Raw genomic sequence first — 21,539 nt, forward strand, 5'->3', positions numbered from 1 at the left:
AAAACGATCATCATGGTTCAAACAATATTGCAAACATTAAAAACACTCAATGTCAAAATTGATGTGGTCGATGAACGCTTAGACGTAAAGGCTCCGAAAGGAACTCTTACGGCTACGCTTATTGAAGATATTAAATCTCATAAGCAAGCGCTAATTGATTTCATTAAAGAACACAAAGCGAGTAGTGCGAGTACTTTTGAGCGTATTCAACCTGTAGAGAAGCAGGCGGATTATCCACTATCATCAGCACAAAGACGTCTGTGGATTTTGAGTCAGTTTGAAGAAGAATCAGTTGCGTATAATATGCCGCAACATCGTGAATTTTATGAAGATGTACATCTTGAAAATTTTACGAAGGCTATTTTTCAAACAATCGAACGCCATGAGATCTTACGAACTGTTTTTAAGAAAAATGAACAAGGAGAAGTACGACAGTTTGTATGTAGTATGGAAGCATTGAACTTTCAAGTAACTCATAAAGATTTTTCATTCGAAGAAAATGCAGAACAAAAGGCAGCGCAATATATCAATAATGATGCTGCGCTTCCTTTTGATCTTGCTAATGGACCATTATTGAGAGTAGCAATGCTAAAGGTTTCAGAGAGCAAAAGCATCTTTTATTACAATATGCATCACATTATTAGTGATGGATGGTCAATGAATGTGTTGACAAATGATGTTATTCATTTTTATGAAGCATTGCAAACCAACACCGCTTCTATGCTTGAACCACTCGAAATTCAATACAAGGATTTTGCTTTTTGGCAACAAAATCGATTGCAAAGTGAGGCTCAAAAAGCACATGCAGCTTATTGGAAAAAGCAATTTGCTGGAGAGTTACCAGTGTTGGACTTACCATCGCAACAAAAAAGACCGTTACTTAAAACTACGAATGGAAAAACAGTAGCTACTTATATAGATGCAACCACGACAACCGCTTTAAAAAGTTTTAGCAATCAACACGAAGGAAGTCTATTTATGGCTTTGATTACAGCAATGAATGCTATGTTTTTTAGATACACTTCACAAGATGATTTTATCATTGGAAGTCCTTCTGCGGGAAGAGATCATTTGCAACTTGAAAATCAAATAGGTTTTTATTTAAATACAATTGCACTTCGAAACAAAGTAGCAGACAATGATACGCTAAGTTCGTTATTTACAAAAGTTCGCAACACAACATTTGAAGCGTACAAACATCAAGAGTATCCATTTGATCAACTAGTTGAAGAACTGAAGTTGAAAAGGGACAATAGTCGAAACCCAATATTTGATGTGATGTTATTACTGCAAAACTTTGCAGAGAATACCAATGTTGAAACTATTGAAAATGCTTCTGAAATTAGAGAGCTTGGAACAGGATTTTGTAAATACGATTTATTGTTTACATTCCAAGAAGTAGCTGATTGTTTATCAATGGAGGTAAATTACAATACAGATGTATATGATGATGTATCCATTACAAACTTTATAAAACACTTCAAAGAGTTGCTTTCAACCGCGCTGGAAATGCCTGAGGTTTCAATTTCTACACTGAATTATGTATCTGAACAAGAAAAGAACACTTTACTAGAAACATTCAATGCAACTCAAAAGTCAGATTCATTAGGAACATTAGTCACATCGTTTGAAGCGCAAGTACAAAAAACTCCTCATGCAATAGCGATAGAATTTGAAAACACAAAATACACATATAACGAGCTTAACGAACAAAGCAATCAATTTGCCAGATTTTTACAACAACAATATCAAAGTTCAGTAGGGAGTATTGCAGGAATTCGTTTAGAACGATCGGCAGATTATATGATTTACTTGTTAGGAGTATTAAAAACAAGAGCTTGTTGTGCACCGATTAATGTCAATATTCCAATTGAAAAATTAGCGCACATCACGCAAAACACAACGTATGTAATCACTGAAAAAGAATTAGAAAAATTCAATCGTGAGAAAGAAACCTACAGTAAAGAAAATTTAGCAGAAACGTATAATATAGAAGACTTAGCGTATATAGTATATACTTCGGGATCAACAGGAGTTCCTAAAGGATGTATGTTACAACACAAAGGAATTGTCAATCATATTTACAGTAAGATTGATTTATTAAATCTTCATGCAGACACCGTTATTTGCCATACTTCTAAAATGTATTTTGTTGGCGGAATTTGGCAATTATGGACACCGTTATTTCTTGGAGGAAAAGTAATTCTTTCAACAATGGATGAATTGCAAAATATTCCTTCATTGATTGATACTGCTATTCAGAATAAAGTTGAAGTGCTAGAAGTAATTCCTTCGCAACTGAATGCCTTATTTGCCATTCAGGAAGAAGAAAAATTAAAAGCATTTAGAAAAATCATCCTTACAGGAGAAAAATTGACAGTAAGCTATGTGAACAAATTTTTTGACATTCATCCTACTATAGAACTTGTGAATACTTACGGACAATCTGAATGTTCTGATGTAACAACGTACTATGAAATGAATTCGAAAATAGCGCAAGGAAAAATTCTGATTGGGAAACCAATTCGAAATACGAAAATGTACGTATTAGATAAAAATCAGGAACTTTGTCCAATAGGAGTAGTTGGAGAATTGTGTACTTCAGGACTAGGAGTAAGCCCAGGCTATTTGAATCAACCTGAATTAACGGCTAAAAGCTTTGTTAAAAATCCATTCAACTCACAGGAACGATTATATAAAACTGGCGATTTAGGAAGATGGCTTCCTGATGGAAACTTGGAGATTCTTGGAAGAAAAGATCATCAAATCAGTATTCGAGGATATCGAATTGAAATGGGCGAAATTGAAAGTACGCTACAAAAATATGAAAGTGTACGACGAGCTGTTGTCCAAGCCAAAGAAATGCAAGAAGGAGAAACATTACTCATAGCATATTTGGAAACTAAAAAAGGTTTTCATCTGCCAAGTTTACGTAGATATTTAAAAGCTCAACTGCAAGAATATATGATTCCGTCATATTTTATTGTACTAGATGAATTGCCATTAACACCTAACGGAAAGATTGATAAAAAAGCATTACCGCATCCGACTACAGTTGAACTTCAAACAGGAAACTTGTTTGTAGCACCACAAACGGAAACGGAAATACAACTAGTAACTATTCTACAACAAGTATTGAATGTAGAAAAAATAAGTATAAAAGATGGTTTTTATGATCTTGGAGGTGATTCAATCAAATTAATACAGCTGTTACATGAGCTCAAAAAAATAGGCTATCAAATTCGCCCTGAACAAATTTTAAAAGCAACAGATATTGAAGAAATTGCACAAAAATTAGCGGAAATAGGTATTTCAAAAGCGAACACGAAAACAGATACATTTTGCAGTGTTACGGCATTTACAGGAAAAGAAAACGAATTTGTAGCCATTTCTGAAAATCAGAAACACATGTTGAATTATCCAGCATCGCAGGCCATTGTTGGTCCGTTTGTGTTGCCACAAGGAGTTGATGAAATTCTATCACAAGAAATACAAGCTTTTTTGCGCCATTTTCCAGAACTCAATATTGATTTTATTGAAAAAGAAGGAGCAATCTATCAACAACAAAGAACTCATGCTGATGTACAGGTAGAAACAATCTATAAAGAAGCCAATATCACTAATGAAACACTAGAAACTTGGCAAGAAGAAATGTCAACTCAAAAATTTGACATTTTACATGAACCTTCAATTCGTTTGCAAATCTTAAAAGACAGTACGAGTGATCAAACTTGGTTTTGCTTGGCAATAAGTCATGTTTTGGTTGATTTGCATTCAGCATTAACTATTCATGAAATATTGCAAACATACATTTCCAAACGTGTAATCACTAAAAAAGAAGAAATCTATTCGAGTGTTCACTATGCGTTATGGCAACAGCATTTTCTAAAAAGTGAAGAAGGACAAAAATCAAGAAACTTTTGGACTACTTTTTTAAAAGAACATTTGTCAACAGCAAGTGTAGAAGCAACGGAAAAAGCCACATCATATGTATCACAAACGTACAGTATAATAGGCAAAGAATATGAAGCAATTCAACAATTTGCAAAGCGAATAAACGTATCAATATCTGTAGTATTTATGGCATACCATGAATATGTGATGGAACAACTTTTTAGTCATAAAATTCCTTTGCAACTCATGTTAGTCAATGGTCGTGATACAAGCAATCAAGAATTTGATGCAACTAAGGTTTTAGGAGTAATCAACAATGTATTGCCGCTGCCTGTAAAAGCAAGCACAAAACTATCTTTTATAAAGCGATGTCAAGACAAGCAATTAACGTATATCAATGCGAGACAGCATCAAGAAGTTCCGTACGAGATTATACGAGAAGATTTCTTGAATCTAAGCAAAATTGACATGAATATACTACCTAAAAGTGTAGTCAACTTTCAGCAATTACCCGGTACATTTACCAGATTAGAGAATGAATTTATACAAACTAAATCAATTACTATGAATAGAAAACTAAATTTTGACATGATCTGTAAAGCAAAACTAAATGGTGTTCAAGTTGAACTCATAAGCACTGAAAGTATCTCAAGAAAGATAAATGAAGACTTGCTTACACCAGCACACATACTAAAATTTTAATCATAAAGCAATCAATAACTCGATAGAAAAGTAAGAAAATAATACTTATTTTCGGCGGCAATTTAAACATCGTACAAACAACAATTATCATGAAAAAAATATTTTTTAATACTAAAATAAACTGGGTTTTGCTCTTTATCATGCTTCCTTTTGCGCTACTTGCTCAAGTAGAACTAACAGGTAGTATAAAAGATGATACTGGGCCATTGCCTTTTGCGAACGTAGTTTTGAAGGATAGTTCGGGAACGTTAGTTACTGGAACAATTTCTGATGAAAATGGCGCTTTCAAAATTAGTGTAGAAAAGGGAAGCTATGTGGTCGTTGTCAGTTTTATAGGAAGTAAAGACTGGACAAAAGAAATTGACTTACAAGAAAACATGTCGTTGGGCGAAATCACGTTAGAGTCTGATAAACTAGCAACTGTAGTCGTGGTAGCTAAGAAAAAACTTATCGATTACAAACCCGATCGTTTGGTACTAAATGTTGAAAACAACATCTCAACAAGTGGAGGAAATGCCATCAATGCATTAAGTGTTGCGCCAGGAATCATTATCCAAAACAACAATATTAGTATGTTAGGAAAAGGTTCTTCTCGTGTCATGGTTGATGATCGATTAATTGAATTATCAGGAGCTGAATTAGTAAATTATCTAAATTCAATTTCGGCAGATGATATCAAAAGTATCGAAGTAATTACCAATCCACCTGCAAAATATGATGCAGCTGGTGAAGGAGGATTGATTAATATCATTCTAAAAAAAGGAAAAAGAGATTCTTGGAGAAATTCATCGACTCTAAGTTATGATCAGAACACATTTAACTTTTACACATTGCGAAACAATTTTTTCTATAATAAGAACAAATTTAGATTTACTTTAAGTGCCAATGGGGTAGTAGGAGCTATGCGTAACAAAGCAGACTTAGACATCTTTTTTGATGACGGTCCATGGAAGCTAAAAGGAGATGAAAAACAAGACAAAGATGATGTTAGCGGACGAGTAACGTTAGATTATGATATTTCAGACCGTGTAACTGTTGGTGTGCAATACCAAGGAAGTGCAAGTGATCCTGACAGAAAATATCAAAACATTACAACCGTTTTTGACAATAGTAACAATGTAGAATCTTTTGTAGTGAATAACGGAAACGCAGATTTAAGTCGCGCAAGCCATTCATTAAACGCACACTTGGAATCAAGTTTAGATACTCTTGGTAAGAGATTGTTTTTTGATGTGGATTATTTCAACTACGATTCAAGTACAGACAACCGATTTGTTGCAGAAAATTTTTCAGCTTCGCAAATGTTTACAGGAATTGACCAAGCGGCTCGAAATATTTCAAACCAAGAAATCAATAACGTAAGTGTTCGTGCCGATATGGAGCATCCTACAAAGTTTGCCAACTTATCATATGGGGTAAAATATAGTACCATCAAAACAGATAGTGATATTGAGTTTTACGACGAAACTTCGGGAACACCCATATTCGATACCAATCAATCGAATGTATTTGAATATGAGGAAAATAACCAAGCATTGTATTTTAGTGCAGCAAAAAATTTAAGTGAAAAATGGAGCATGCAAGTCGGATTACGATTTGAAGCTACTCAAACCACAGGATTTTCTAGAACGCTAAATCAGACAAATGACAATGATTATTCAAAATTTTTCCCAACATTCTATCTAAGTTATGTAAAAGACGAAAAAAACACCTTTTACTTTAACTACGGAAAACGAATCAATCGTCCAAGCTTTTCAGATTTGAATCCATTTAGAACATATATTAATAGTACGAGTTATTCTGAAGGGAATCCTTTTTTACAACCTTCATTCACTGATAATTTTGAATTCAGCTATACGTATAAAAGAAAATGGAGAACATACGCTTTCTTAAACATTTTATCTGATGGCTATGGAGTTGTATTTACTGCGGATGAAGCTGCCAATAATCAAATCATTACGCGTCAAAATTACTATGACGAATATTTCTATGGAATTGGAGAAAGTTATTCAACCAACATTACATCGTGGTGGCAAAGTCAAAATTCAGTATACTTATTAGGATCTAAAAGTGATTTTGACAACTCTATTGCAGCGCAACCACAAAATGGGTTACAGTTTTATGCAACATCAAACAACAGTTTCTCATTGGGAGAACGTACTAAAATGCAAATTGACTACGTATTTAGCTCTAAGCACAAAAGAGGATTGTATGAATTTGGTCAAACACACGGATTAAACATTTCATTCCGACAAAATTTCTTAAACAAAAAATTAAATGCATCTGTTCTTTTTAATGATGTATTCAATACAAACTTCTTGAGAGATTATACGTCGGTAGTAAACAATATTAGACAAGTATATAATGAAAACAGCAGTAGCCGATTTGTACGTTTCTCTTTAACTTATAACTTCGGAAATGACGAAATCAATGTTAGAAAACCAGGTTTCGGAAACGAAGAAGAAAAAGGTAGAAGTCAGCAATAAACAATTTTTTTTCATAATTAATTAATAGGTATGATGCAAAAACGCAAAGTACAATTGTTTCTATTGCACTTTGCTGGAGGAAGCAGATACTCTTTCGATTTTTTGAAAGAGTATCTGCAATATGAAGTGGAATTCATTCCACTTGAGCTACCTGGCAGAGGAAAAAGATTTGGAGAAACACTTGTAAAAGACAAAGAAGCTGCAATACAAGATTATTGTCAGCAAATACGAACCTTACGAAACAGTCAGCCATACATAATTTACGGACACAGCATGGGAGCTACTCTAGGAATATCAGTAGCGTACGAAATGCAGCAAAAAGGAGATACACCAGAAGCATTGATTGTTTCAGGAAATTCGGGTCCTGGCACATTGCCTGTCGATAATGAAGGAAATGAAATTCCTAAAAAAACACGCTACTTGATGAGTACGCCCGATTTTAAGAATGAGTTAATAGAACTAGGCGGCGCACCAGAAGAAGTACTAAATAATAAAGAGATTTTTGATTTTTTTGAACCCATTCTCAGAGCAGACTTTGAAATTCTTGAAAAAGGAACTGATTTCGTAGAGAAGGATATTTTAATCAATATACCCATTCATGCCTTGATGGGGACAGAAGAAAAAACAGCACATCAAGTGACTAACTGGCAACGATTTACTACAGAAAAAATTCAGTATTCAATCGAAAAAGGCAATCATTTTTTTATTCATGAGCACGCAAAGAAACTTTCAGAGATCATTCTTGCTCATACTAGAGTAAGCATACTCTAATCCACACAAAAACAAACAAGAAGTACGTATTAAAATCGATACCATTCGCATCTTTCATTAGATGGGAACAGACCTGCTATTTATCTAGTGTATATCCTACAGATAAAGTGTTGAAACTTATCCATTAACCAAAACAAAAAAGTTACTATTATGAATCATATTAAAACCATTCCACAAGCTATTTACACAATCAAGAATGCACATGTGTATTTATTAGAGACTAAAACCAATGTGTGTTACGACGAAGAATTAGAGTTAGTAATTATTGATAATACGAGACTTTCAGAATCTTTATCAATGCGCTTTAAATATACACTAGGAAGTTTAAGCTTCTTATTTGAAGAAGTCTCTAAAAAAGTGAGTGATTTGAGTGAGAAAAACAGATTGAGAGATCGTATTGTTCATCTTTTTGAAAACCTTCAAGATGAATTAGGAGTTATCACTTCAGAAAGCCACGTAGAAAGACTTATTGACTTTTTAAATAGTGAAAAGAATAAGATCAAATCAGCAATTCCAAATTACCTATAAATAAAAAACGAGAACAATTTTAAAAACTAGAAAACATGTTTAACATTAAACCAAAAAACATTATTTATATCGTTCTTTACGCGTTGCCAAACACTGTATTGAGCTTTAGCATTGTATATATTATAAATAATGTACTTTCAGGAAATCCAGCATTTCTCAAAGGATACATGGGTATTGTCTTTATGGCCTTGGTTGTGTACACGTACTTATTGAATATCGTGTTTCAAAAATGGCTTAATAAATTCTCTTTTGACATCCTTTACAGTAATGAGAAAAAAATCTTTAATCAAATTTTAAAAGCTCCAATGCTAAGTTTGGAAAAATTCGGACCCAAACGTTTCTTAACTGCTGTAGAAGACTTACGAACTTTTTCAACATTGCCATATACCGTAACACATACCGTAAATTCTGTATTAATGTTAGTACTGTGTTTGGTATACATGTTTACACTTTCAGCAGCTTCTGCATTAATCGTAATCGGTTTAATCTTAGTCGTAGCTGGTTGTTATTTCTTAGTCGTAAACTCTATGTCAAAACAAGTAGCAACTTTACGCGAGTATAATGAGCATTACTATCAGTATGTAGGAGATGTAATGGATGGGTTTAAAGAGTTGAAAATTAGTTTTTTCAGACGAGAAAACTTAATGAACAAATTTTTAGCTCCTAACCGTGACAAAGCAAAAGACTTGGATTTTAAAATTAACTATATCTTTTTGTCAATCAATTTAATAAGTCAATACGGATTATATTTTGTAATAGCAGTAATTTTATTCTTATTGCCGGCATTTAACTTATTACCTAGAGCTGATGTGATTTCGTATGTAGTAATTGTTATGTTCATTTCAGGACCAATTAACAACCTCATCAACTTACAACAAATGTACACGCGCTTTATGGTGGCAAATATTCGTATTAAAAACTTTTTGAGAGATTTTAAATTGTTAGATAATTATGACCAACTTGAAGTGAACGAAGAAAATACTTTTGAATCGTTAAGCTTTCACAATGTACATTTTAACTACAATGAAGATCCAAACGCAGACTCATTTGCCTTAGGACCAATTAATTTGGAAATCAAAAAAGGAGAAGTCGTATTTATTGTTGGAGGAAATGGTTCAGGAAAAAGTACTTTTATCAACACGCTTACTGGAATTTACAGTCCATCGAAAGGAGAAATTTGTTTAAATGGTGACTCTGACAATATAAAAGGAAAATTACAAAATCTCATATCAGCAGTTTTTACAGACAATCACATCTTTACTCACAATTACGATAACTATAAACTTGAAGAGAATGCTATTTATAACGAATGGCTTAAAATCATGCAACTAGACAAAGTTATTGTTGATGATAAAGAAGAATCTGTACGAAGAAACTTCTCTAAAGGGCAAAGCAAACGTGTATCGCTCATCTTTGCAATGTTAGAAGACAAACCTTTATTGATTTTAGATGAATGGGCAGCAGATCAAGATCCTCACTTTAGAAAATTCTTCTACGAAGAACTTATTCCAAAGTTTAGAGAAGCTGGTAAAACAGTAGTTGCCGTAACTCATGATGATGCATATTTCCACAGTGCAGACCGAATCATTAAGTTTGATTATGGTAAAGTAGTGAAGGATGTAAAAGTGATGAGTAAACAAGAACTTACAGAAACTCTTTGGATATAAACCATTAACACTATTAAATCATGAAAAAAAACAAAACACACACACTCAATAAAGTCTCAAAAACAGCACCTTCTATACTATTTTTTAGTTTTAAAAATGATTCGCCTACAGCTTCTCAAACAATAAAAGTGGATCATTTTGACAAAGTAGTGGTAAGCCCATACATTCAGGCTGTTTTTAAACAAGGCGAACAAGAATCGGTAAGCGTGGAAGCGCTAACTATTTCTTCAGAAAAAATGCATGTGGAAGTAGCTGACAATGTATTAAAAGTGTACTTACACAAAGCAGAAGCAGAAGTAAGTTTGGATGATGATCAATCTGTAAACTGGGAAGATCAATCAATTTATAATGGTACCATTGCAAAAGTGGTGATTACCTATAAAAGTTTAAAGAAACTAGCTTTAGTTGGAGAAGAAGAATTTACATTCCTAGATACTATAGCTGCACAAGATGTAAACTTAAAATTGATTGGAAAAACAAAAATTCACATCAAAGAAGCTATAATTGAAAATTTCAACATTACTTCATTTGGTAAAAATTATTTAGAAGTCAGTTCAGGAGTTGTTCCTTATCAAAGTATCACTGCTTTTGGCGAAGATCAATTGAACTTAGAAGGTGTGCAAAGCGAAATCACCGAAGTAAAATCATTAGGAAATAGTAAAATGAAACTCAATGTTTCCAAAAAACTTAGGGTTACAAGCATGGGCGATACGCATATCCTTTATAAAGGAGATGCTAAAGTGTCTAAAGGAATCGTGATGGGCAATTCACGTATTGAGCGCATGTAATTCTTCTATCGCAACTTTATTACCAAAACTAGTTACCACTTAACATTTCGGAATATCACAACTATCTGACATAAAAGCATTTATTGTTTTTCATGCTCAGATAGGTGGGATTCCTATGTCTATATGTAACATCTAAAAATAGTAACATATGAAAAAAACAACTCGTAAAATGGTTTTCACAAAGCAAGTCATTTCAGCATTAAATATGCAACAAATTACTGGCGGATTAAGAGCCACACAAAGTGATCAGGCCCTAACAGGGTGTCATACCAATTGTCAAACAGACAATTGCTCAACCGCAAAGAAATAAGTGTAAAATCATTAAAAACAGGCAAAATGAAATCAATAAAAAAACTTGCTTTAAAAAAAGCAACCGTTTCTCAATTAAAAAAGATGCAAGGTGGAGGCGAAGGATCACAATCAATCACGATGTGTGAAACCATGTATTGTCCAAGCAGGTATGGTTTCTGTCCACCACCACATGAATAAGTACAGTATAACCATTTAAAAAACACAAAACATGAAAAAAAGCAATAACAGAAACCAAAACAACAAGTCTTTACACTTACAAAAAAATGTAGTATCAAGATTAAATCAAAAAACCATTACTGGAGGAATTGTAGCTTCAAATATATCTGCAAATCTAACGCAATGTTTATCTGATGCTACATATTGCCATGCATGTAAAGAACAGTAATAAATATTTCATAAAAGTACTCTTTTCTCAAAAAGACTAAACTGCTTTTTAGAAACACACACAATACAAACCCATTAAAACTTTAACAGTTATGAAAACAAAATCATTCAACAAATTCAATTTCAAAAAAGTAACCATTACCAATTTAAAAAATAGTAAAGGTGGATTACAAGAACCGCTACGAGCTGGGCAATCAGCAGATAATACCACATGCATGAGCATGTCTGCATGTGATACGTATTAATAAAAAAACAATAACATATAAAAAAAGAAACCATGAAAAAAAGGACTTTAAAACAATTGGTATTCAAAAAGGCGACCATCTCAAATTTAAAAACTGTTAATGGAGGGATGTTGAAAAGTAGTGTTTCAAACTGCTACTGCCATTCTGATCTTTGTGAAACTAAAATAACTTGCCCTGATGATAAAATAACAAATCAGCAAGATCAAAAAATATAAAAAAACTTAATAGTTACTCATTTTGCGTTCTCAGAATTCATTTCTGAGAACGTTTTCCAATCAATTATTTCTCTTTTTAACTAACCATTAAAATTAACCATTATGAAAAGCAAGTCATGTAAAGTGTTTGCATTTAAAAGTCAAACTATTGCAAACTTTCAACCGCAACTTATAGTAAAGGCACGAAGCTGGGAATTTTCATGCTTTACAGGAACCAAACATAATTTTGAAAACTAAGTAAAAATAGAAATCATAAAAAAAGTCATTCCATAAATTAATTATTAGAAAAGTAAATATTTCTGGTTTGACTATAAAAATAGGAGGAGTGAGTCATACACATTTTCCAGAAGCTGGTTTACAAGAATCAACTATTTGTTATAGCCTTGAATGTGAGATGAAAGATAAAGAATCCTAAACCCATTCCTTTTTTAAACCTTTTTTTAGAAGCGTTTTCTACTACAATACAACATATACGTTACTAAATACTTATGAAAAATAATATAGCAACAAATATACATCTCAGTAAAACTACTGTTGCTGATCTTACTCAATTACAAGGGAATACCATTAGAAGTTGGAGTTCAATAGCGTTAAAAGCTATGAAACAACAAATACTTCAGCAAGCAGAAAAGATGCAGTAATTTCTGAGGAATGTTCAACTGAATTAGACTCAATTCTTAGAGTCTTTAAACACAAAAGCATTATGAAACTAACACTTCCACAACAGGATATCTATTTTGAACAATTAGTATATCCTAACGAACCTATATATAATATTGGTGCAGATATTCGTATTGACGGACAGGTAAATTACGATATTCTCAATCAAGCATACATTGCACTAATTAACCAACATGATGCCTACAGAAGTATTCTAAAAGGAGATCTATTATCCACAGCAATAGAAATTCTTCCTTCATATAATACGGCTTTAGAATATGTAGATTTTTCTTCGGATCCACAACCAGAGAAAGCTGCTGCAAATTTCATGCAAGCCGATTTTAAAGAAGCATTTGATATTACTTCTGAAAAAGTTTTGTTCAAATTTGTTTTAATCAAAGTAACCGAAACTTCGTATCATTTATATTCCAAATATCATCATATCATTACAGATGGTTGGGGAACCTCGGTAATGTTTCAACGTTTGGTAAAAAATTATAACGAACTGATAGAATTTGGAAAAATTACTTCTGACTACCCATTTACCTATGAAGAATTTGTAAAAGATGACGAAGCATACCAAACATCAGAAGCGTTTGAAAACGATAAAGCATATTGGACAGATAAATTTAAAAGCTTGCCCAATACGCTTTTCCAAAGAAAAAATCCGAAAGCTCGAACAAACAAGAGCAATCGAAAAACCTTAGTGCTTACACGTTCTTTTTACAATACTTTAAACGAAGTATCCAAAACATGTAAAGCCACCACATTACATACTATTTTAGCAGCATTGAATGTATACTTTGCACGAAAACATCAAAACAATGATATCGTAATTGGGTTACCTGTACTAAATAGATCATCGGCAAAATTCAAGAAAACGGTAGGATTGTTCATGGGAATTTCAGCATTACGTATGCAAGTAAACTTTGAAGATTCTTTTGAAACTCTAGTACAACAAATTCGTCAGCAATTACGCCAAGATTATCGATATCAACGTTTTCCTTTAGGTAAACTGGTACAAGAATTAGAACTATTTCATGAAAAAGAAGGTTTGTTCAACATTACCCTTTCGTATGAAAAGCAAAATTATGCAGACCATTTTGCAAATACGCATACGGAAGTAATCCCAATGACGCATGGAGCAGAACGTGTTGCCTTGGCTCTATATATCAGAGAATTTGACGAAACTGAAGATGTCCGAATAGATTTTGATTACAACACAAACTATTTTTCTGAAGAAGAAATTACGCAAGTAGTACATCACATAGAAACACTACTTACAAGCATAGTTGCCAATCCAACAAAAAAGTTAACAGCATACACGTATCTTTCAAAAGAAGAAAAAGAAACTTTAGCAGCGTTTAATGATACCAAAATTGCTTTACCAAAAAGTAAAACATTTTTAGATGTATTTGCAGACAATTCGGAAGATTATACCAATAAAATAGCTGTTAAAGATGGCGAGAAGACTTATACATACGATGCCTTAGAAATTACATCCAATGCAATTGCACAAGCACTGCAAAAACAGCAAATAGCGATAGACAATACTCCAATCGCAATCATGATGGATCGTTCCGCAGATATGGTAGCTGTATTACTAGGAGTTATGAAAGCAGGAAGTGCTTACATTCCATTAGATCCTTCTTTTCCAAAAGAACGATTAGAATATATTATAGAGCATAGCGGAGTGCATGGAATTATTGGAGATGTAAAATATAAAGGAGTATTAAATTCAAGAGCAACGTTTATAGATGCAAAAGAAGTATTGACAGCAAAAAATACTGGCGAAGTACTTCAAGAAGTTACACCAGAAGATAGCGCATATATTATTTACACATCAGGATCAACAGGAAATCCTAAAGGTGTTGAAATAGGGCACAAATCATTATTCAATTTCTTGTCGAGTATGATTGACCGTCCAGAAATCAAACAAACAGATACATTATTTTCGGTAACAACGATTTCATTTGACATTTCTATTCTGGAATTGTTTGCACCATTAATGGCAGGAGCAACCTTATATGTGGCAAATAACGAAACACTAAGCAATCCAACAGAAATTGCTAAGGCAATACAGGAAGTGCAGCCTACAATACTACAAGCAACTCCAAGCTTTTATCAAATGTTGTTCAATGATGGTTGGACAGGAGATAAAAGGTTAAAAATTTTATGTGGAGGCGATGTGTTAGGAACCGCTTTAGCCGAAAAGTTATTACACACGTGCGATAGTTTGTGGAATATGTATGGGCCAACAGAAACAACTATTTGGTCTAGTGTTAAACACATTCAAAATCCAGCAGAAGCTACCAATATAGGAACACCAATATACAATACAGAATTCTTTATTCTTGATGAAGCAATGCAAATGCAACCTATAGGAGCGGCAGGAGCCATTTATATAGGTGGCGATGGATTGGCAAAAGGATATTATAAAAATGAAGAGTTAACTGCAGAACGTTTTATAAAAAATCCATTCAATCCAAACACACGATTATACAACACAGGAGATCTTGGAAAGTGGACAAAAGAAGGTGAAATAGAGTTCCTAGGACGAAATGATTTTCAAGTAAAAATTCGTGGTTTCCGCATTGAATTGGGTGATATAGAAACTAAACTGAATGCTATCAGTGGAATAAAAGATGCAGTAGTTGTTAAAAAGAGCATCCAGGAAGAAGCAATGTTAGTTGGTTATGTAATGATGGACGCTTCCGCAGAATTTGACGCAAAAACAATTACAAATGCATTGCGCAATCAGCTTCCTGCATACATGATTCCTAATGCAATTGTTCCTGTAGACGATTTTCCACTGACACCTAATAAAAAAGTGAATCGTAAAGCTTTGGCTGAAAAATCATTGGAAGTAGCAAGCTCTTTACAAAGTGATAACAAAGCTATGACAGCAACTGAAGAGAAAATTTATCAATTTTTTAAACAAATACTAAAAATAAATGATGACTTCAGTATTGATAGTAGCTTCTTCATGTTAGGTGGACATTCGCTTAATGCAGTTCGATTGATTGGACTCATAGAAAATGAATTTGGTTGCCGTTTAACGCTAAGAGATATGTTTGATCGTCCAGATGTTCGTTCAATAGCACATCAACTAGATAGTAAAGAATGTGATGAACGACAGATGATTGTTCCGGTAGAAACACAAGAATTTTATCCGGTTACATTTCCACAATACGCTATCTGGTTAGCATCACTGCAAGCAGAAAAGTCTATAGCTTACAACATGTTTTCAGCATATGAAGTACAAGGGAAAATTGACAAACATATCATGGAAACAGCTTTTAAAGGGTTGGTAAAGAAGTTTGAAATATTACGAACCAACTTTGTGGAACATGACGGACATGCATATCAAAAAGTAAAAGCGTTTGAAAATGTTCAGTTTAAAGTTGATGAAGTACAAACAACATTAACAAACTATGAAGAAACTCTTAAAAAATATACAAACAAAGAATTTGATTTAGCAAACGATTTACTAATCAAAATAGCCATTTTCAATATTGAAGGTCAGGCAGATAGATTGGTTTTTTCAACACATCATGTCATTATGGACGGCTGGTCTTTAGAATTAATGATTCAAGAAACAACAAATCGTTATCGTACCATTTTGGCAGGGGAAACATACCAAGAAGAAACGTTAAGTTTCCAGTTTAAAGACTTTGTTGTGTGGCAAAACCAAAAAGAGCAAGACAATTTAGCAATCAATAAAAAATTCTGGAGCGAATATATAAGTGATTATCAATGGAAACAATTAGTTCCATACGATACAGAATATGCAGAAGCGCACTACAAAGGGGAATTTTACCACTTTCGGTGGGATCGAGAGTTCATGGATGCATTAAATACACTAGCTGTTCAAAACAAAGTGACTTTACATACCTTGCTTATGGGAACGTACAATACGTTGCTCTATAAAATGTATGGACAAGATGATTTGTGTGTGGGAACCATCAATTCAGGAAGGACATTCTCAGAGTTAAACAAACATTTGGGGATGTTTGTAAAAACACTTCCGCTACGCACACACATTCAACCAGAAACATCGTATGCAAGTTTCTTACAGCAAATGCATGAAAACTTAATGAATGTAGATTCACATCAAGACGTACCTGAAGAAGTATTAAATACACTGCGCTTTGAGGCTATTATGGTGTTGCAAAATCAAACATTCAACTACAAAGAAATCAACATAACAGAAGATTTAAAATTAGTATCTAAACCTGCTATTGCAGAATTTAACAGGTTGCCAATGCTTATTGATTTCTCTGTTGATACTGAAGCAATTCAAGGATGTGTACTCTATGACACCAGTAAATATCATAGAGAAACCATCGAGATTTTAATGCTAAAATTTGAAAAACTATTACAACAAATTCTAACAAATGTGCACGCTTCAATTCATGAATACGACATCAGTCTCGAATTCGAACAACAAGAAGTAGTAGACATTGACTTTAATTTTTAACAAACAACTCATCTGAAATAATAAAAAATCATGAATACTAAAAAAACAATCATCAGTATACTTTGTGCTTTTGTAATGACTACATTCTTTACGCTTACGCATGCACAAGACGTAACATTTGAAACCACAGACTCTTTCTATGAAGGTGTGAAGTCATTAGAAAAGGAAGATATAACTTGGGCAGTATTAACCATTCCTGAAAATTGGGATGCTCCTAAAAAACGAAAAATTCAACTTGCGGTATCAATCTTGAAAAATAAATCAGGAAAAAAAGAAGCAGACGCTGTTGTATTTATTCAAGGAGGACCAGGCGATAAAAGTGTAGAAAATTTGTGGTCATGGTTAGATCATCCTTTGCGAGAAACAAATGATATCGTGCTTTTTGATTTACGTGGAACAGGATTATCTAAACCTAGATTATGTAAAAACCTGGGAGAAGAATTCTTTCAAATTCTCTCAAAAGATCAATCACCTGCAGAAGATGAACAACAAAAAATAGCAGCAGTATTAGAATGCAAAGAAGATCTTATCAATCGAGGAATTGATATTGAAGCCTATAATAGCACCTCTATTGCCAAGGATATTCATGCGTTAAAACAATCATTACCTTACCAAAAGTGGAATGTATATGGCGTTTCTTATGGTACATACATGTCACAAGTATATGCAAGTATGTTTCCTGAAGATATCAATTCATTGATTCTAGACTCTTCAATATCAGATATCAAAACTTATTATGCAGAAAATACAAGCAATTACATGCAAAGCTTATCCAAAGTATTCAGCGCATGCGAAAATGATGAAGCTTGTAACAAAGCATACCCAGATATTGAAAAAACGTATTATGAAGTTATCGCTGATTTAGAAAAACAACCTTTAACAGTACCGGTTTCTAAAGAAATATTGGCAAGCGGACAATTTACTTTTAATGCAGAAGATTTTAAGATTGCCATTCAACAAGCGTTATACAACAAAAAATTTGTAGAAGTATTGCCATTATTAATCTATGAGTTTAAAAACAGAAATGAAACAGTATTAGGAAACTTAATACCATCATTCTCAAGTATGTTGTCTATGGATTATGGAATGTACTACTGTGTAAGTTGTACGGAAACATTACCCAACAATAGTTTAGACGCTTACAAAAAAGATGTGGCAAAGTATGGCAAACTAGCAAATGGATTGGCTTTTTACAAATCAGATTTCTCAGTATGTGACAAATGGAATACGGGAAAAGTTGACTCATTATATAGTTCACATGACCTTTCAAACTTAAAAGAAGCAGCCTATCCAGTATTGGTTTTTGCAGGGGCATATGATCCAATTACACCAGCATCCAATGGAAAAGCAACGGTAAGTAAGTTTGCCAATGGATATGAAGTAAAAGCTAATGCATATGGACACGTACCGAGTTTATCAAACATAGGAGATCAAGTTGTTGCAAACTTTATCAAAGATCCTTCAAAAGCACCAAAAGCTGATATGTTTGAAAGTGATGCAAGTTTAACTATGGTACAAGGGATCACTTCAAACAAAGGTGTTGCCAACATGGGAACTATGTTTAGCCAATGGGATCCAATGTTATGGCTTCCGCTAGCATTGGCAGTTGGACTCATGATCTCTTTCATCATAGCACATAGCATACGATTGATGAAGCAACGTCAAATGAAACTATCAGACAAAGTGATTCGTATTTTGAATGTCATTACTTCTACTTTAGGAATCATAACATTTGGCGGATTATTATATGCCATTATGGACATGTCGGGAAGCAACTCATTTGCTCTTGCTTTTGGACTACCTGAACGATATGACTTTTTATTTACCATTATGTTGGTTTTTGTAGTCATACTAGCCATTTCAACATTGTACTTTTTTATCAGTATGAAAAAACTAAAAGATAGAAGCATCCTATTTTCTGTTCTTTTCTCAAATATGCTGATAGCAACTTATTTCTTTTACTGGGGAATGATTTCTCTTTAAAAAACGTATGTAAACATTAACAACAGCCAAATGCCATGAAAAATACCATTTTATTTGATCATTATGATAGTTTTGTAAACGCTGAAAAAAAAGAACTTCCATACGCTTTAAATACGAATAGTGAATTAGTATCTGAATTTTTTAGAGATTTCAAATATCCAATATCCTCTTGGCCAATTATACTACCAGAAAAACTTACCAATGAATTGCAACAAGTGAGTGTTGAAATTCCAAGATTACTGAACAAAATTCCATCACTATATTTTGAGAATGATGCCAAACGCATTGCCGATTTCTATTTTGATGGAAATGTTCAGATGGCAGAATTTTATATGCTTTGTGTTCAAAAACAAACACCAATCAGTTGCCGATTGGATTTGAGCTACACAACCGAAGGTTTTAAAGTACTTGAAGTCAATGCAGGCTCTTCTATAGGAGGAATGGAATTCCAACATTTTGAACCTCTGATTGAAAATGTTCACTCTGAATTATCGGGAACACCGCAAGTAAATTTCAAAGCAAAACAAACACAAGATATTTACATGAAGTTCCTACTACAACAAATTGGAAATGTGGGAAATCAAGTAAATGTATTTTTAGCGGGAAGAGCTGACGAAAATGAAGCAAGCAAACAAGCTCAAAAGAAGTTTTTTAATGAATTACTAGCAAAAGAATTAAACAATAAAGGGAAAAAAGGATCAGTATATATAGATACTATTGCTTCATTAACATACAAAGACAATGCATTGTACTATAAAGACACTGTAATACATTCTGTGCTAATTCTTGACCATTCACTTAGTAGTATGTCTCCCGATCTTTTTAGAGCATTATTAATGGACCAAGTATATTTTCCTGATCATTTAGGAACCATGTTCTTGGGAGACAAAAGAAATCTTGGCATACTTAGAAAATTGGCACAAGCAAAAGCATTTAGCGAAGAAGAAAACAAACTGATTCTGAATCACATTCCTTGGACAGAGATTATAACAGATACAGAAGTAACCTATCAAGGAAAAAGAGAACCATTAGTACCATTGCTTAAATATCGAAAAGATGACTTTGTCATAAAAGTAGCTAATGGAATGCAAGGCGACGATGTTTTTATAGGAAGATATCTATCGGATGAAGCATGGGATAAAGCAATCACAAAAGCATTAGCACATCAAAAATTTGTTGCGCAAGAATTTAGTGATTCTATAAACTTACTAGCACCAGATAATACCAATCAGTGGTCACCACACAAATTAATATGGGGATCGTTCGGATTTGGAAAAACATATGGAGGCGTTTGGGTACGCATGTCTGCCTTAAAAAACACTTCAGGAGTTATTAACTCAGCCACTGGTGCAGTAGAAGCGATCGTATATGAGTCACATCCAAAAGCGAAAGCACATGTACTCATGATCTAAAAAAACTATTAGCAACATTAAAATAACGAACTATGGACACATTAGATATGAACATACAGCATGAAAAGGTAATGGAAAAGCTAGATGGAACAATGCTACGTAAAATTTATGAGCAGTTTTCAAGTGCATGGGCACAAAAGCTTCAAACACAGGGAAATGTACCTACATTTTACGATCATGTGATAAAAGATGGATTGACGCTTTTTTCAATGAATATTGAATCCATTCCTTGGGAGAAAGATTTAGAAGATATCATACTGTCCGTAGAACATTTTGCATCTCGACAAGGTATTGAAATGTTTATCTCTCAAATGGTAAATTGGTACTATGGAAGATACGTTTTGTACGACCTTCGAGTTCAACCAAACGAAATGATTCAGAGTAGTTTAGATATTGATTTTCTCAAAAAATCAGCTAGAGATACAACCTTCTCAATGAGTCAGGGCTATTTTGACTGTTTGCAATGGAAAGACACAATTTTATTTAAGACCGTTTATGATCTAGCCATCTATCAGATGCTCATGTGGGAGCTGAAACCGAAAACAATCATCGAAATTGGTTCGGGAACTGGAGGAAGTGCAGTTTGGATGGCAGATCTAATGGCTTCTTACGGAATAGAAAGCAAAATTATTTCATTTGACATTATAGCACCCAAAATTAGATATGACAATGTAACCTTTTTGCAAGGCGATTGTAATCATATAGATCAAATAATGAAAGTAGCGATTTTAGAAAAAATGCCAAAACCTTGGTTGCTCATAGAAGATGCACATGTGAACGTTTATGGCGTCTTGCAACATTTTCATCCCTTATTACAAGAAGGAGATTATCTAATTGTAGAAGATAGTGAAAACAAGCAAAAAGAGATCAATCGCTTCTTAAAAGATACAAATAAAAGCTATCTAGTTGATGCGCAATATTGTGACTTCTTTGGTCATAATATGACTTGTTCTTACGATTCAATATTTCGTAAGATGAAGTAAATACTTCTCACAAAAAATAAAAAACAACA

General features: G+C 33.4%; 16 protein-coding genes. All 16 read left to right on the forward strand.

The window, feature by feature from the left end:
- Positions 1 to 12: 12 nt before the first annotated feature.
- The 16 genes from AA088_RS08135 (at position 13) to AA088_RS17990 (ending at position 21,510) form a co-directional block, all read left to right on the forward strand.
- The gene (locus AA088_RS08135; protein WP_046744454.1) at positions 13 to 4,596 is read left to right on the forward strand and encodes a non-ribosomal peptide synthetase; all 4,584 of its coding nucleotides are present in this window, start codon (positions 13 to 15) and stop codon (positions 4,594 to 4,596) included.
- Between the two features lie 89 nt (positions 4,597 to 4,685).
- Positions 4,686 to 7,082 (forward strand): outer membrane beta-barrel family protein, encoded by a 2,397-nt coding sequence (locus tag AA088_RS08140; protein ID WP_046744455.1) that lies wholly within the window; start codon positions 4,686 to 4,688, stop codon positions 7,080 to 7,082.
- A 30-nt stretch (positions 7,083 to 7,112) separates the two neighbouring features.
- Positions 7,113 to 7,853, forward strand: a complete 741-nt coding sequence (locus AA088_RS08145; RefSeq protein WP_046744456.1) for a thioesterase II family protein — start codon at positions 7,113 to 7,115, stop codon at positions 7,851 to 7,853.
- A gap of 150 nt (positions 7,854 to 8,003) precedes the next feature.
- A complete protein-coding gene (locus AA088_RS08150) occupies positions 8,004 to 8,381 on the forward strand; it encodes a hypothetical protein (RefSeq protein WP_046744457.1) in 378 nt (125 codons plus the stop codon).
- Between the two features lie 35 nt (positions 8,382 to 8,416).
- A complete protein-coding gene (locus AA088_RS08155) occupies positions 8,417 to 10,048 on the forward strand; it encodes a cyclic peptide export ABC transporter (RefSeq protein ID WP_046744458.1) in 1,632 nt (543 codons plus the stop codon).
- A gap of 20 nt (positions 10,049 to 10,068) precedes the next feature.
- A complete protein-coding gene (locus AA088_RS08160; protein ID WP_046744459.1) occupies positions 10,069 to 10,836 on the forward strand; it encodes a GIN domain-containing protein in 768 nt (255 codons plus the stop codon).
- A 148-nt stretch (positions 10,837 to 10,984) separates the two neighbouring features.
- A complete protein-coding gene (locus AA088_RS18240; RefSeq protein ID WP_156168499.1) occupies positions 10,985 to 11,146 on the forward strand; it encodes a hypothetical protein in 162 nt (53 codons plus the stop codon).
- A 26-nt stretch (positions 11,147 to 11,172) separates the two neighbouring features.
- A complete protein-coding gene (locus tag AA088_RS18245; protein WP_157547105.1) occupies positions 11,173 to 11,325 on the forward strand; it encodes a hypothetical protein in 153 nt (50 codons plus the stop codon).
- 31 nt (positions 11,326 to 11,356) lie between these two features.
- Positions 11,357 to 11,533 carry a hypothetical protein gene (locus AA088_RS18250; RefSeq protein WP_157547106.1) on the forward strand — a complete coding sequence of 59 codons (177 nt, stop codon included), beginning with the start codon at positions 11,357 to 11,359 and terminating at the stop codon, positions 11,531 to 11,533.
- Positions 11,534 to 11,624: 91 nt separating this feature from the next.
- Positions 11,625 to 11,777: a hypothetical protein gene (locus tag AA088_RS18255; RefSeq protein ID WP_157547107.1), complete on the forward strand. Its 153-nt coding sequence runs from the start codon at positions 11,625 to 11,627 to the stop codon at positions 11,775 to 11,777.
- A 32-nt stretch (positions 11,778 to 11,809) separates the two neighbouring features.
- On the forward strand, positions 11,810 to 11,992 hold the full coding sequence (locus AA088_RS18260) for a hypothetical protein (protein WP_157547108.1): 183 nt from the start codon (positions 11,810 to 11,812) through the stop codon (positions 11,990 to 11,992).
- 102 nt (positions 11,993 to 12,094) lie between these two features.
- Positions 12,095 to 12,229, forward strand: coding sequence for a hypothetical protein (locus tag AA088_RS18775; RefSeq protein ID WP_262494931.1), 135 nt, complete (start codon positions 12,095 to 12,097; stop codon positions 12,227 to 12,229).
- Positions 12,230 to 12,695: 466 nt separating this feature from the next.
- A complete protein-coding gene (locus AA088_RS08165) occupies positions 12,696 to 17,132 on the forward strand; it encodes a non-ribosomal peptide synthetase (RefSeq protein ID WP_046744460.1) in 4,437 nt (1,478 codons plus the stop codon).
- A 30-nt stretch (positions 17,133 to 17,162) separates the two neighbouring features.
- The gene (locus AA088_RS08170; protein WP_046744461.1) at positions 17,163 to 19,115 is read left to right on the forward strand and encodes an alpha/beta fold hydrolase; all 1,953 of its coding nucleotides are present in this window, start codon (positions 17,163 to 17,165) and stop codon (positions 19,113 to 19,115) included.
- Positions 19,116 to 19,150: 35 nt separating this feature from the next.
- Positions 19,151 to 20,527, forward strand: coding sequence for a hypothetical protein (locus AA088_RS08175; protein WP_046744462.1), 1,377 nt, complete (start codon positions 19,151 to 19,153; stop codon positions 20,525 to 20,527).
- A 32-nt stretch (positions 20,528 to 20,559) separates the two neighbouring features.
- Positions 20,560 to 21,510, forward strand: coding sequence for a CmcI family methyltransferase (locus tag AA088_RS17990; RefSeq protein WP_052752826.1), 951 nt, complete (start codon positions 20,560 to 20,562; stop codon positions 21,508 to 21,510).
- Positions 21,511 to 21,539 lie beyond the last annotated feature (29 nt).

Source organism: Kordia zhangzhouensis (assembly GCF_001005305.1).
Lineage (GTDB): Bacteria > Bacteroidota > Bacteroidia > Flavobacteriales > Flavobacteriaceae > Kordia > Kordia zhangzhouensis.

Bases quoted from the DNA above. Each gene is read 5' to 3' on its own strand.
- AA088_RS08135 (WP_046744454.1), top strand. From the start codon at position 13: ATGGTTCAAACAATATTGCAAACATTAAAAACACTCAATGTCAAAATT.
- AA088_RS08140 (WP_046744455.1), top strand. From the start codon at position 4,686: ATGAAAAAAATATTTTTTAATACTAAAATAAACTGGGTTTTGCTCTTT.
- AA088_RS08145 (WP_046744456.1), top strand. From the start codon at position 7,113: ATGATGCAAAAACGCAAAGTACAATTGTTTCTATTGCACTTTGCTGGA.
- AA088_RS08150 (WP_046744457.1), top strand. From the start codon at position 8,004: ATGAATCATATTAAAACCATTCCACAAGCTATTTACACAATCAAGAAT.
- AA088_RS08155 (WP_046744458.1), top strand. From the start codon at position 8,417: ATGTTTAACATTAAACCAAAAAACATTATTTATATCGTTCTTTACGCG.
- AA088_RS08160 (WP_046744459.1), top strand. From the start codon at position 10,069: ATGAAAAAAAACAAAACACACACACTCAATAAAGTCTCAAAAACAGCA.
- AA088_RS18240 (WP_156168499.1), top strand. From the start codon at position 10,985: ATGAAAAAAACAACTCGTAAAATGGTTTTCACAAAGCAAGTCATTTCA.
- AA088_RS18245 (WP_157547105.1), top strand. From the start codon at position 11,173: ATGAAATCAATAAAAAAACTTGCTTTAAAAAAAGCAACCGTTTCTCAA.
- AA088_RS18250 (WP_157547106.1), top strand. From the start codon at position 11,357: ATGAAAAAAAGCAATAACAGAAACCAAAACAACAAGTCTTTACACTTA.
- AA088_RS18255 (WP_157547107.1), top strand. From the start codon at position 11,625: ATGAAAACAAAATCATTCAACAAATTCAATTTCAAAAAAGTAACCATT.
- AA088_RS18260 (WP_157547108.1), top strand. From the start codon at position 11,810: ATGAAAAAAAGGACTTTAAAACAATTGGTATTCAAAAAGGCGACCATC.
- AA088_RS18775 (WP_262494931.1), top strand. From the start codon at position 12,095: ATGAAAAGCAAGTCATGTAAAGTGTTTGCATTTAAAAGTCAAACTATT.
- AA088_RS08165 (WP_046744460.1), top strand. From the start codon at position 12,696: ATGAAACTAACACTTCCACAACAGGATATCTATTTTGAACAATTAGTA.
- AA088_RS08170 (WP_046744461.1), top strand. From the start codon at position 17,163: ATGAATACTAAAAAAACAATCATCAGTATACTTTGTGCTTTTGTAATG.
- AA088_RS08175 (WP_046744462.1), top strand. From the start codon at position 19,151: ATGAAAAATACCATTTTATTTGATCATTATGATAGTTTTGTAAACGCT.
- AA088_RS17990 (WP_052752826.1), top strand. From the start codon at position 20,560: ATGGACACATTAGATATGAACATACAGCATGAAAAGGTAATGGAAAAG.